Below are 13,545 nucleotides of genomic sequence, written 5' to 3'. Positions count from 1 at the left end.
CGGTTGCGGGCAATACCGCAGAAGTGGTATAATAAGATAGATTTTTATTTGCAAAACCAATGCCGGAAAATGAATTTTCAGCATTTATTAAAAAGCAGCAGTGCTGACAGGGAAAGGAAAAAAGAATGGCATCTATGGTATATCTGGTCGGTGCAGGTCCGGGAGATCCGGGACTTGTCACAGTCAAGGGACTGGAATTGATAAAAAAAGCAGACTGTATTATTTATGACAGACTTTCGTCTCCGGAATTATTGGGGTATGCAGGAATGGACTGTGAGCGTATTTATGTAGGAAAAGCGGACCGGCATCATACGCTTCCGCAGGAACAGATCAATGAACTGCTGGTCGAGAAGGCAAAAGAATATCATTGCGTTGTTCGTCTAAAAGGGGGAGATGTCTTTGTTTTCGGGCGTGGAGGAGAAGAAGGCCTTTATCTGCGGGAACATGGAATCTCCTATACCGTTGTTCCGGGGGTGACTTCTGCCATTGCAGGACCTGCTTATGCAGGAATTCCGGTCACACACCGTGGTGTTGCCACAAGCTTTCGGGTGATCACCGGACACCAAAAAAACGGAGAGGATCTGTCAGAACCTGATTTTACAACGATGTCAGATTCAAAAGAAACTCTGATTTTTCTCATGGGACTTTCGAGAGTAAGACAGATTGTGGATGGACTGATGCAGGCAGGAAGAAGCCGGCAGACACCGGCAGCTGTGATTTCCCATGCTACGACAGAAGCGCAGGAGATTTGTGAGGGTACGCTGGAGAATCTGGCAGATCGTGTGGAAGAGGCGCAACTGACCTCTCCGGCACTGATCATTGTTGGGGATGTGGTTGCACTTCGCCGCCAGCTGCATTTTTTTGAAGAGAAGCCGCTGTGGGGGAAACATTATCTGGTTGCAAAAATTGGTCCAAAACCTTCACGTCTGGCCGCCATGCTCCGGGCAAAGGGGGCATATACCAGTGAGTGTATGACAGGTGAGATTGTCGGTGTGCCGGCAGTGTATACCGCACAGGAACTGGCGCATGTGGACGTATTATTGTTTACAAGTGCCAATGGTGTGGATTATTTTATGAAAAATGTATTTGCATCGGGGCTGGATGCACGGGCACTTTTCCATACCAGATGTGCAGTGATTGGACAAAAGACGGCAGAAAAACTGCGGGAGTATGGAATTTGTGCAGACTTTATGCCGGAACATTCCAACAGTACGAATCTGGCACAGGAATTAAAGGAATATCTGGATCAGGAATTTCGCGGAGATCCGTTTAAGCGGGCAGTAATCTGGTATCCTACCGCAAAAAATGCAAAGGATAACCTTGTGGATACACTGCTTTCTTTCTGTGATTGCGGACGGCTCAATGTATACGAAAATGTACCTTGTCCGATGGAGGTGCCAGTGGACAAGGATGTATACGATGCGATCTTTTTTACCTGTGCGTCTTCGGCGGAGCGGATGCTTGGCAGTTTAAAGCCACAGGAGAGAGAAACACTGGCATCCGTTACGGATATTTATTCGATTGGGCCGAAATGCAGTGCAGCACTGGGAGAACTTGGCGTTTCTCCGGTGATTGAGGCTGCTGTAAATACCTATGAGGGCCTGGTCAACTGTGTTTTGAGAAAAGAATAAGTATGAAGTATGCAAATATTATTGTAGATATATCGGTAGAAAAACTGGATAAAACTTTTCAATACAGCATCCCGGAAAATCTGCAGGAGGAAATACAGGTTGGTGTACAGGTGGATATTCCATTTGGAAATCGTAAACTGACAGGGTATGTCATTGAACTGACGGAGGATGCCGAATTTGATCCCAGACGGATTCGCCCCATTATTTCGGTACATGAGGGAAGCGTGGCAATGGAATCCCAGCTCATTGCACTGGCCGGATGGATGCGGAAGAATTACGGTTCCACCATGAATCAGGCACTAAAGACCGTACTCCCGATCCGCAGGCAGACGAAAGAAGTACAGAAGCGGGAGATTGTATTACTGATTCCGAAGACAGAGGCGCAACAGAAACTGGCACTCTTTGAACAGAAACACTATACGGCGAAAGCAAGGCTGCTGCGGGAACTGATACAGGAATCCGTACTGGATTATTCGCTTGTCACCGGAAAACTGAATATATCAGCAGCAGTGATCCGGGGTATGGCACAGCAGCAGATTCTTAAGGTGGAGAGCAGCAGACAGTTTCGCAATCCTGTGTCACATCTGGATCAGAAGGGATATCATCTGACACTGAATGAAAATCAGCAGCGTGTTGTGGACACAGTATGTTCGGATCTGGATGCTGGAATTCATAAAACGTATCTGCTCAGGGGAGTAACCGGAAGCGGAAAAACAGAAGTTTATATGGAACTGATTGCGCATACGGTGGCACAGGGACGGCAGGCAATTGTCCTGATCCCGGAGATTGCACTCACCTATCAGACCGTGATGCGGTTTTATAACCGGTTTGGGGACCGGGTATCCATTATGAATTCCAAACTTTCCCAGGGAGAGCGCTTTGATCAGTTTGAACGTGCCAAGGCGGGGGATATTGATATTATGATCGGACCCAGGTCTGCGTTGTTCACACCATTTCCGCATTTAGGGCTTATTATTATAGATGAGGAACATGAAACGTCTTATAAAAGTGAGACGGCACCGCGGTATCATGCCAGGGATGTTGCAATCGAGAGGGCGCGCATGAATGATGCATCGGTACTTCTTGGTTCTGCCACTCCTTCAGTGGACAGTTATTATCAGGCAATGCAGGGAAAATATCAGCTTCTGACGTTGTCTGAGCGTGTGGAGAAGAAACCGCTGCCGGATTGCGAGGTCGTAGATCTGCGCAGTGAATTGCGGGCAGGAAACCGTTCCATCTTTTCGGAGAGATTGCAGGAACTGATGGAAGACCGGTTAAAAAAACGTCAGCAGATCATGCTGTTTTTAAATCGGAGAGGAATTTCCGGATTTATTTCATGCAGAGCCTGCGGATATGTGATACAATGTCCTCATTGTGATGTTTCGCTGAGCCAGCATGCGGGAGGCCGGATGGTCTGTCATTATTGCGGATATGAGCAGCCATTGCCAAAGATCTGTCCATCCTGCGGCAGTAAATATTTAGGCGGATTCAAGGCGGGCACGCAGAAGATTGAGATGCTGGTGCAGCAGAGATTTCCACAGGCACGTGTGATGCGTATGGATTTTGATACCACACGGACCAAGGATGCTTATGAGAAGATTCTGCATGCATTTGCCAATCAGGAGGCAGATATCCTGATCGGCACACAGATGATTGTCAAAGGGCATGATTTTCCGAATGTGACGCTGGTAGGAGTACTTGCCGCAGATATGTCTCTGCATGTTCCGGATTTTCATGCATCGGAGCGGACGTTTCAACTGCTGACCCAGGCGGTGGGACGTGCCGGGCGGGGAAAGGAACCGGGACAGGCGGTAATCCAGACGTATGATCCGGATCATTTTGCAATCCAGACCGCAAAGGAACAGGATTACGATGCATTTTATAAGCAGGAGATTGCCTATCGGAGAATGCTTGCCTATCCGCCGGTGTGGCAGCTGTTTCTGATTCATTGTACGGGAACCGATCCGCAGGTGACGACAGCTGCAGCCAGGGATCTGGCAGAATTTCTGCATCGCGTGATATCACAGAAAGGAAAAAATATTATGCTGGTAGGACCGGCAGATGCATCCATTGCAAAAATCAGTGATGTTTACCGAAAGGTCATTTACATGAAGGCGCCGGAATATGCGACGCTGGTGGCATGTAAGGATCTGGTGGAACGAAAAATAAAAAATAACAGCGCATTTTCCAATGTGTCTGTACAGTTTGATTTTAACCCAACAAGTGGTTTTTAGGAGGTAATTATGGCACTTAGAACAATTCGAATTCAGGGAGATCCCGTACTGACAAAAGTATGCAGACCGATTCCGGAGGTGACGGATCGCATCCGTACTCTGGCGGAAGATATGCTGGAGACCATGTATGAGGCAAACGGTGTAGGTCTTGCGGCACCGCAGGTTGGAATTTTAAAACGTATGGTAGTCATTGATATCGGGGACGGACAGGGACCGTTTATTATGATCAACCCGGAAATTATCGAGTCTGACGGAGAGCAGACCGGAGATGAAGGATGCTTAAGTCTTCCGGGAAAAGCAGGTCAGGTTACACGTCCGAACCATGTAAAAGCAAAATTTTATGATCTGGACATGAATGAGTGGGAAGTAGAAGGCGAAGGTCTGATGGCACGCTGCATTTGCCATGAACTGGATCATCTGGATGGACATATGTATACAGAAAAAGTAGAAGGCGGACTTCATGATGTGAATTATGAGGAGCCGGAAGAGGAATAATATGAAAGTAATTTTTATGGGAACACCGGATTTTGCGGTGAATACATTGGAAAAGATCATAGAAGCCGGACACGAGGTTATGCTTGTGGTTACACAGCCGGACAAACCAAAGGGACGCGGGAATACCATGCAGTTTCCACCGGTAAAGGAATGTGCGGTTTCCCATGGACTGGAAGTATTCCAGCCGGTAAAAATCCGGGAAGATGCAAGTGTGGAATATTTGAAAAAGTTTGCGCCGGATATCATCATAGTGGCGGCTTTCGGGCAGATTCTTCCAAAGAGTATTCTCGATCTTCCGAAATACGGATGCATTAATGTACATGCATCCCTGCTTCCGAAATATCGTGGTGCCGCACCGATCCAGTGGGCGGTCATCAATGGAGATGAGATCACGGGAGTTACGACTATGCGCATGGATGTCGGACTGGATACCGGAGATATCATTGCCAAAAAACAGGTGCGCATTGCAGAAGATGAGACAGGTGGAAGTCTGTTTGACAAGCTGGCGGCAGTCGGCGCCGAGCTGTGTGTGGAAACCATGCAGATGCTGGAAAACAAAACGGCGACCTTTACACCGCAGGACAATGAGGCGAGTACCCACACAAAGATGATTTCCAAGGAGCTGGGAGATATTGACTGGAAAAAGCCGGCGGTGGAGATTGAGCGCCTGATCCGTGGATTAAATCCATGGCCGAGTGCCTATACCCATCTGGATAATAAAGCGTTTAAGATCTGGAAAGCCCGGGTGGTGGAGACAGATGGCGCTTATGCACCGGGTTGTATCTGTAAAGTTGGAAAAAATACGATGGTGGTACAGACCGGAGAGGGTGGACTGGAACTTTTGGAAGTACAGCTTGCCGGTAAGAAACGGATGGATGCAGGATCATTTCTGCGTGGCTATCCGGTTGCAGAGGGATCTTTTTTACAGCAGTAAGACGGAGGTAGATTTATGCCATACATTTATTGGGACAGTACCTATATACTGGTTGTTATCGGTGCAGTGATCTGTATGATTGCATCTGCACGGGTAAAGACAACGTTCAACAAATATTCCGCATACCGCAGTATGTCAGGAATGACGGGAGCACAGGCGGCAGAGCGGATTTTGCACGCAGCGGGAATCTATGATGTGCGGGTGCAGCATGTATCGGGAAATCTGACCGATCATTACAATCCTGCCAATAAGACACTCAATCTTTCCGACAGTGTCTGCAATCAGACTTCGGTTGCAGCTGTGGGTGTGGCAGCACATGAATGCGGACATGCGATCCAGCATGCCAGAGGATATGTGCCGCTTCGGCTGCGTACCGCATTTGTGCCGATTGCAAACTTTGGTTCCATGCTTGCATGGCCGGTGATCATTCTTGGTGTGATCATAAACAGCCGTTCATCCATGATGCTTATCAATATCGGAATTCTGCTGTTTTCGTTTGCTGTGTTATTCCAGCTGATTACGCTTCCGGTTGAGTTTGATGCTTCGCGTCGTGCGATGGTTCAGCTGAGGGAACAGGGAATCCTGGGAGATCAGGAACTTCATTACACAAGAAAAGTTCTTACAGCAGCAGCACTCACGTATGTGGCAAGTGCAGCAGCTGCGATTCTGCAGCTGCTTCGAATCGTTTTACTGTTTGGAGGAAGAAGTCGTGACGACTAAGGTCAATGAGAGAGCACTGGTGCTGGAAATGCTTCTGGCGGTCAATGAGGAGGGACAGTACAGTCATCTGGTCCTCCGCGATGTGCTCGATAAATATCAGTATCTGGGAAAACAGGAACGCGCTTTTCTGACGCGCCTGATGGAAGGAACGCTGGAAAGACAGCTGACACTGGACTATGTGATCGATCAGTTTTCCAAAACCAGAGTAAAGAAAATGAAACCGCTCATCCGCAATCTTATGCGCATGAGTGTTTATCAGATTATGTATATGGACAGTGTGCCGGATTCCGCAGTGTGCAACGAGGCGGTAAAGCTGGCGAGAAAGCGTGGGTTTTCCGGCCTGAGCGGATTTGTCAACGGTGTGCTGCGTAGTGTGGCAAGAGGATGGAGAGAAGTTCGCTTCCCGAATCTGAGCGTTACATATTCGATGCCGGAATGGATCGTGGACATATGGACCGAAAATTATGGAGAGGAAAAGACCCGTCAGATTCTGGAGGGACTTACCGCAGAAAACCGGCTGACGATCCGTACCAATCTTTCCGCTGTGACACCGGAAGAACTCGTAAACAAACTGAAAGCAGAAGGGGTGACAGTACATGCGGTTCCGGAACTGCCGTATGCTTTTGAAATATCCGGGCTGGATTATCTGGCGGGACTGAAAAGTTTTAAAGAAGGGCTGTTTTATGTACAGGATGTCAGCTCCATGCTGGTTGCGGAAACTGCGGCACCGAAAAAGAATGATTATGTGATTGATGTGTGTGCGGCACCGGGAGGAAAGAGTACCCATATGGCAGAACTGCTTCAGGGAAGTGGTATGGTAGAGGCAAGGGATCTGACAGAATATAAGGTGGATCTGATCCGGGAGAACATAGCCAGACATGGATTGTCAAATATGAAAGCGGTACAGATGGATGCAACGGTGGATGATCCGGATTCCCATCAGAAAGCGGACGTCTTAGTCTGTGATCTGCCGTGTTCCGGACTTGGCGTTATGGGAAAGAAGACGGATATCCGTTATAAGATGACCAAAGAAAAGGCGGCAGAGCTTGCAAAACTGCAAAGACAGATTCTTTCTGTTGTATGGGATTATGTCAGACCGGGCGGGACACTTGTGTACAGTACCTGTACGATCCACCGGTCAGAAAATGAGGATAACACCGCATGGTTTTTAAAAGAACATCCGGAATTTTCCCTGGAATTCCAGAGACAGATTTTCCCGGGAGAAGCCGGAAGTGACGGATTTTTTCTTGCAAAGCTGGTAAGGAGTAAATAAGAGGATGAGTGGAAAGACAGATATTAAGTCCATGGATCTGGAAGAATTAAAAACCTTTTTTTCCGATATGGGGGAGAAAGCGTTTCGTGCAAAGCAGGTATATGAGTGGTTGCATGTGCGGCAGGTGGAAAGCTTTGAGGAGATGACGAATCTTTCCAAAACCTTGCGGGAGAGATTGGATGAGACCTGCAGGATCATCACACTCAGAAAAGAACAGGTACAGATTTCAAAACTGGATGGAACCCGCAAATATCTGTTTTTACTGGAAGACGGAAATGTCATTGAGAGTGTGCTGATGAAATATAAGCACGGAAATTCCGTATGTATTTCTTCACAGGTCGGCTGTCGGATGGGATGCCGGTTCTGTGCATCAACACTGGACGGACTGGTGAGAGGACTTGCACCGGCGGAAATGCTGGATCAGATCTATCAGATTGGTAAGGATATTGGAGAGCGGATTTCGAATGTTGTTGTCATGGGCACCGGGGAACCGATGGATAATTTTGATAATCTGGTAAAATTTATCACTTTGCTGACGGATGAGAACGGACTTCACATCAGCCAGAGAAACCTGACTGTTTCCACCTGCGGAATTGTTCCGCGGATGCGGGAACTGGCGGATAAAAAACTTGCGATTACGCTGGCATTATCTTTACATGCTTCCAACCAGAAAAAACGTCTGGAGCTGATGCCGGTGGCGAACAAATATGACATTCATGAAGTAATTGATGCCTGCAGGTATTATTTTGAACAGACCGGCAGACGTGTGACGTTTGAGTACAGTCTGGTAGGTGGTGTCAATGATACAAAAGAAGATGCAAAAGAACTGACGGAACTGATCCACGGGATGAACTGTCATGTAAATCTGATTCCGGTGAATCCGATCAGGGAGCGGGATTATGTGCAGTCAAATGCACATGTCATCGAAGCTTTTAAGGAGAAACTGGAACGGAGTGGTTTAACGGTGACAGTACGCCGTGAGATGGGGCGTGATATTGATGGTGCCTGCGGACAATTAAGGCGCAAGTACAAAGAGAATCAGAGACTTGCATAACGAAAAGTCATGTGCTAAGATAGACAGATGATGGAAGAGTATGTATATTACATGTAATTGAGAAAGGATAAAGCGGATGAAGACGTATTCCATAACGGATACAGGCATTCTTCGTGAAATGAATCAGGATTATTTTTTCGCGTCGGATGAACCCGTTGGGAATCTCCCGAATCTGTACATTGTTGCAGATGGCATGGGGGGACACAAGGCAGGAGATTACGCATCGCGTTACACAACGCAGCGCATCGTTGCATCCGTGTCCCGGAGTTCGGGAGAAGAACCAGTTACAATTTTAAAAGAGGCAATAACAACTGCAAACAGACTTCTGATCACAGAAGCTGCAGAAGATGAAGCGAAAAAAGGTATGGGGACGACACTTGTTGCAGCCACCATTATTGACGGACGGCTTTATGTTGCAAATGTCGGAGACAGCAGACTGTATATCATCGGTACGGATGGCATCCGGCAGATCACGAGGGATCATTCTCTTGTGGCAGAGATGGTCAGGATCGGTGAAGTAGGTGCAAAGGAAGCACGTGAGCACCCGGACAAAAATATTATTACCCGCGCAGTCGGTGCAGGGGAAGAAGTAGAGGCAGATTTTTTTGAAGTGGAATTAAAGAAAGATGACCACATCTTAATCTGTACGGACGGACTCACGAATATGGTGGAAGACGAAGAAATCTGCAGTATTATTCTGCGGGATGCTTCCATTGAGGAACGCGCCGGACTTCTTGTAAAAACTGCAAATGACAACGGTGGAAAAGACAATATTACAGTAATGATTATAGAACCATTTTCTTGATGAGGTGAAAGAATGTTAACAGTTGGGACGTATTTAGCAGATCGCTATGAAATCGTAAGTAAGATTGGTGCAGGCGGGATGTCCGATGTTTATAAAGCAAAGGATCATGTGCTTGGCCGTTTTGTGGCAATAAAAGTATTAAAACCGGAATTTTCGGAAGATCGTGGATTTGTAGCAAAATTTCGCACGGAGGCACAGTCAGCAGCAGGGCTGGAGCATCCAAATATTGTAAATATCTATGATGTAGGAAGCGAAGAGGGGCTTCATTATATCGTCATGGAATATGTTGAGGGAATCACACTTAAGACATACATTGAAAAGAAAGGACAGTTATCCTTTAAGGAAGCCGTCAGTATTGCCATTCAGGTAGCAAGAGGTATTGAAGCTGCCCACAACAAACAGATCATCCATCGGGATATCAAACCGCAGAATATCATGATCTCCACAGAGGGAAAAGTCAAGGTCATGGACTTTGGTATTGCCAGAGCCGCGTCTTCCAATACCGTCAGCTCGGATGTGATGGGATCGGTTCATTATTCTTCTCCGGAGCAGGCGAGAAACGGGTTTGTAGACGGAAGAAGCGATATCTATTCTCTGGGTATTGTTATGTATGAAATGGTAACCGGACGTGTACCTTTTGACGGAGATACAACGGTTGCAGTCGCTATTCAGCATCTGCAGGAAGAGATGACACCTCCAAGTGTGTATGCAAAGAATCTGCCGATCAGCATGGAGAAGATTATCTTAAAATGTACACAGAAGAATGCGGACCGCCGTTACCAGACCATTGGAGATCTGCTGGCGGATCTGCGCAGATCGCTGGTACATCCGGATGAGGATTTTGTTGTGATTGCTCCGCTTGTGGACAATGGAAAGACCAAGGTCATCAGTGGGGAAGAATTAAAGCAGATCAAAGAACACGGGGGGGAGCCAAAAGAAGACAGGCACGCTTCCAAGCTGGAATCTTCCTATGATCCGGATGAGGATGAGGACGATGAGGATGAGGACGAAAACGAAGGACTCAGTCCGAAGATGGATAAGGCAATGACCATCATGGGAATTGTGGTGTTTGTTGTAATCCTTGCAGTGATTATTTACCTTGTGGGAAGTTTCTTTGGCTTATTCCGTTTTGGCAGTAATTCATCAAAGAATACAGAAACGCAGACGCAGACACAGACGCAGACACAGACAGAAAGTGAACAGCCTGTCGTGGTACAGAATGTATGCGGAAAGTTACAGGAGGAGGCACAGTCTGAACTGGAAGCACAGGGGCTGTATATGTTTGTTATTCAGGAGCAGAAGTCGGATCAGCCGGAAGGAACCGTTCTGAATCAGGACCCGGTTGGCGGTTCTGAAGTATCTGCCGGAACGACAATCAATGTAATTGTTGCCGGAACAGAAAATGTGGATTTCACAGATTCGGAGAGTCAGAGTGGGCAGAACGAAGTTCCGGTTCCAAATGTAGTTGGAAAACTGGAAAAAGATGCTTCTTCTACTCTTTCGGCTGCCGGATTTAAAGTGTCCAAAACATACAAATATGATGATTCCGTAGATGCAGGAAAGGTTGTTTCCCAGAGCCCGAGAGGCGGAAATGCACAGGAGGGAAGTACGGTTACGATTGTGATCAGTCAGGGAAAGAAGTCTAGTACGGTGCCATCTGTTCAGGGTCACTCCAAGAAAGATGCACAGGCGGATTTGCAGAAGGCTGGCTTAAAAGTTGCAGTGAAAGAAGAATACAGTGATTCTGTCAAAGCCGGACAGGTAATTTCACAGAGTGTAGCATCCGGAAAGATTGTGCCGGCAGATACAACGGTAACGATTACGGTAAGCAAGGGACCGGAAGAGATAAATTACAGCTATAAATTCTCAAAGTCATATGCAGCACCGGAAGGAGCAGTCAGTGCAACGTATACACTGACGGGAAGTGATGGCACGACCTATGCAAGCGGAACCAGTGATGTCGATGGTTCTCTTACGATCGGGGCATCCGATATGGCATGTGAGTCCGGTAAAGTGACGATTACCTGGAGCATTGAAAAAATAGATGATGAAGGTCTTTCCGATACGTCTACAAAGACAGAAACACATTCTGTCAGCTTTTCAAAACAGTAGGTAATATATGAAGGGAAAGATTGTAAAAGGAATTTCCGGTTTCTACTACGTTCACGTGGCAGAAACCGGAATTTATGAATGTAAGGCAAAAGGAATTTTCCGTAATCAGAAGATCAAACCTCTCGTGGGTGATGATGTGGAAATCGTTGTACTGGATGAAGAAAAAAGGATTGGAAATGTAGAAAAAATTCTTCCACGTACCAGGGAACTGATCCGCCCCGCAGTGGCAAATATCGATATGGCACTCGTAATTTTCGCGGCTGCAAAACCGGACCCGAATTTTAATCTGCTGGATCGCTTTTTGTGTATGATGGAATATCAGAAAGTTCCGGTTACGATCTGTTTTAACAAATGCGATCTGGTGACGGAAGAACAAAGAGAAGTATTACGAAAAATTTATGAACTGGCGGGGTATGAGCTGCTCTTTACAAGTGCAAAGACACAGGAAAATGTGGAAAAACTCAAATCTGTGTTGCAGGGAAAGATGACGGCAGTGGCAGGACCGTCCGGAGTAGGAAAATCTTCGCTGATCAATGATCTGCAGGATGCGGTGCAGATGCAGACCGGAGGAATCAGTGACAAGATTGAGCGGGGAAAACATACGACACGCCATTCGCAGATTATACCAATTGCGGAAAACACCTATATTATGGATACTCCGGGGTTTAGTTCTATGGATCTGCCCGGATTTTCCAAAGAGGATCTGTGGACATGTTATCCGGAGTTCGTGCGTTTTGAGCCTGGATGCAGATTTATCGGATGCAGTCACATCGGAGAGCCGGATTGTGGCGTTAAGACTGCACTTGCAGAAGGAAAAATATCGCAGGTGAGGTATGACAATTATGTGCAGCTTTATCAGGAAATGAAGAATATGCGCAAGTATTAGGAGGAATCAATGAACTGTTTATCACCGTCAATTTTATCGGCAGATTTTGCTAATCTGGGAGAACAGATCCGGTTGCTGGATCAGGCAGGTGCGGAATATGTACACATCGATGTTATGGATGGAATGTTTGTTCCGAGTATTTCGTTTGCATTTCCGATCATTCGTTCCATTCGTAAATGTACCGATCGGATTTTTGATGTCCATCTGATGATTGAGGAACCGATTCGCTATATAGATGATTTTGTTGACGCGGGAGCGGATATTATTACGGTCCATGCAGAAGCATGCAGGCATCTTGACCGCACAGTGGAGGCAATCAGGGAAAAGGGAGTTCTGGCCGGTGTGGCATTAAATCCGGCCACTCCGCTGGAAACTGTCCGATATATTCTTCCGAAGGTGGACATGCTTCTTATCATGACCGTTAATCCGGGATTCGGAGGACAGAAACTGATTCCGTATACGTTAGATAAAGTGCGTGAAGCGAGAAATCTTGTGAAGCAGTCCGGATGTAAGACCGATATTGAAGTAGATGGGGGAATTAATCTGGAAAATGTGGAAGAAGCCATGGATGCAGGAGCCAACATAATTGTGGCAGGTTCTGCGGTTTTCAAGGGAGAGATCGAAAAGAATGTGGAAGCATTTCTGGAAAAGTTGCAAAGGCAGGGGTAGAAGATGAAGTATTTAATTGTTTCCGGGGGAGAAGTGAAGGAAGGTTTTTTAACCTGGATTGTAAAAAATGGAGGATTTGATGTCATATTAGCGGCAGATGCGGGAATGGAAGCATTGTATCGGGATCATATTCTGCCGGATATCATAGTGGGGGATTTTGATTCGGTAAATCCGGATACCCTTGAATATTTTCATGACAAAGAGCAGATCGAGGTGTGCATGCTGAATCCGGAAAAGGATGATACCGACACGGAATATGCGATCCGGGAGGCCATTCGCAGAGGTGCAATGGAGATTGTGGTCATTGGTGCAACCGGTACCAGAATTGATCATGTACTGGGCAATATCAGTCTGCTTGGTATTGGTCTGGAGGAACAGATAAAGATCAGCCTGGTCGATGAACATAATCGTATCCGCATGATTAATCAGCCGTTGACGATCCGGAAAGAGGAGCAGTACGGAAAGTATGTTTCTTTGATTCCATTTTCTGAGAAAGTATGTGGAGTTACATTACGTGGATTAAAGTATCCTCTTACCGATTATACCATGGGTGGATTTAATTCTCTTGGAATCAGTAATGAAATTGTTTCAGATGAAGCAACGGTTTCGTTTTCTTCCGGAGAGCTTATTGTCATCGAATCAAAAGACTGATTATTGAAAAAATAATGGGAAAATGGTACGAAAGAAGTAGTTCGTACCATAAAAAATAGCAAATATTATGGAAAAATGCTT

At 46.5% G+C, this 13,545-nt stretch carries 12 protein-coding genes; all 12 read left to right on the top strand.

Annotation, left to right across the window (positions count from 1 at the left end; all coding sequences use genetic code 11):
• Positions 1 to 125 precede the first annotated feature (125 nt).
• The 12 genes from cobA to DXD06_RS09005 all read left to right on the top strand — a co-directional run bounded on the left by cobA (position 126) and on the right by DXD06_RS09005 (position 13,464).
• Positions 126 to 1,631 carry a uroporphyrinogen-III C-methyltransferase gene (gene cobA, locus DXD06_RS09060; RefSeq protein ID WP_117831414.1) on the top strand — a complete coding sequence of 502 codons (1,506 nt, stop codon included), beginning with the start codon at positions 126 to 128 and terminating at the stop codon, positions 1,629 to 1,631.
• A 2-nt stretch (positions 1,632 to 1,633) separates the two neighbouring features.
• Positions 1,634 to 3,865 (top strand): replication restart helicase PriA, encoded by a 2,232-nt coding sequence (gene priA / locus DXD06_RS09055; protein ID WP_117831413.1) that lies wholly within the window; start codon positions 1,634 to 1,636, stop codon positions 3,863 to 3,865.
• A 9-nt stretch (positions 3,866 to 3,874) separates the two neighbouring features.
• Entirely contained in the window at positions 3,875 to 4,360 is a 486-nt protein-coding gene (def, locus tag DXD06_RS09050; protein ID WP_022045771.1) for a peptide deformylase, read from the top strand.
• 1 nt (position 4,361) lies between these two features.
• Complete coding sequence (gene fmt / locus DXD06_RS09045; RefSeq protein WP_022045770.1) at positions 4,362 to 5,294, top strand: methionyl-tRNA formyltransferase; 933 nt, start codon at positions 4,362 to 4,364, stop codon at positions 5,292 to 5,294.
• A 15-nt stretch (positions 5,295 to 5,309) separates the two neighbouring features.
• The gene (locus tag DXD06_RS09040; protein ID WP_022045769.1) at positions 5,310 to 6,014 is read left to right on the top strand and encodes a zinc metallopeptidase; all 705 of its coding nucleotides are present in this window, start codon (positions 5,310 to 5,312) and stop codon (positions 6,012 to 6,014) included.
• Positions 6,004 to 7,287 carry a 16S rRNA (cytosine(967)-C(5))-methyltransferase RsmB gene (gene rsmB / locus DXD06_RS09035; RefSeq protein WP_243000979.1) on the top strand — a complete coding sequence of 428 codons (1,284 nt, stop codon included), beginning with the start codon at positions 6,004 to 6,006 and terminating at the stop codon, positions 7,285 to 7,287. Before DXD06_RS09040 ends, rsmB begins: the two co-directional genes overlap by 11 nt.
• A gap of 4 nt (positions 7,288 to 7,291) precedes the next feature.
• Positions 7,292 to 8,341: a 23S rRNA (adenine(2503)-C(2))-methyltransferase RlmN gene (gene rlmN / locus DXD06_RS09030; protein WP_117831411.1), complete on the top strand. Its 1,050-nt coding sequence runs from the start codon at positions 7,292 to 7,294 to the stop codon at positions 8,339 to 8,341.
• A 76-nt stretch (positions 8,342 to 8,417) separates the two neighbouring features.
• Complete coding sequence (locus tag DXD06_RS09025; RefSeq protein WP_022045766.1) at positions 8,418 to 9,146, top strand: Stp1/IreP family PP2C-type Ser/Thr phosphatase; 729 nt, start codon at positions 8,418 to 8,420, stop codon at positions 9,144 to 9,146.
• A 12-nt stretch (positions 9,147 to 9,158) separates the two neighbouring features.
• Positions 9,159 to 11,258: a Stk1 family PASTA domain-containing Ser/Thr kinase gene (gene pknB, locus DXD06_RS09020; protein ID WP_117831410.1), complete on the top strand. Its 2,100-nt coding sequence runs from the start codon at positions 9,159 to 9,161 to the stop codon at positions 11,256 to 11,258.
• A 7-nt stretch (positions 11,259 to 11,265) separates the two neighbouring features.
• Entirely contained in the window at positions 11,266 to 12,144 is an 879-nt protein-coding gene (gene rsgA / locus DXD06_RS09015) for a ribosome small subunit-dependent GTPase A (RefSeq protein ID WP_117831409.1), read from the top strand.
• A gap of 9 nt (positions 12,145 to 12,153) precedes the next feature.
• Positions 12,154 to 12,813, top strand: a complete 660-nt coding sequence (gene rpe, locus DXD06_RS09010; protein ID WP_117831408.1) for a ribulose-phosphate 3-epimerase — start codon at positions 12,154 to 12,156, stop codon at positions 12,811 to 12,813.
• Positions 12,814 to 12,816: 3 nt separating this feature from the next.
• Entirely contained in the window at positions 12,817 to 13,464 is a 648-nt protein-coding gene (locus DXD06_RS09005) for a thiamine diphosphokinase (RefSeq protein WP_117831407.1), read from the top strand.
• Positions 13,465 to 13,545 lie beyond the last annotated feature (81 nt).

The sequence above is a fragment of the Roseburia sp. TF10-5 genome (assembly GCF_003462365.1).
Lineage (GTDB): Bacteria > Bacillota > Clostridia > Lachnospirales > Lachnospiraceae > Roseburia > Roseburia faecis.
The sequence above is the reverse complement of the archived record's forward strand: the minus strand, read 5'-3'. Positions and strand labels throughout refer to the sequence as shown.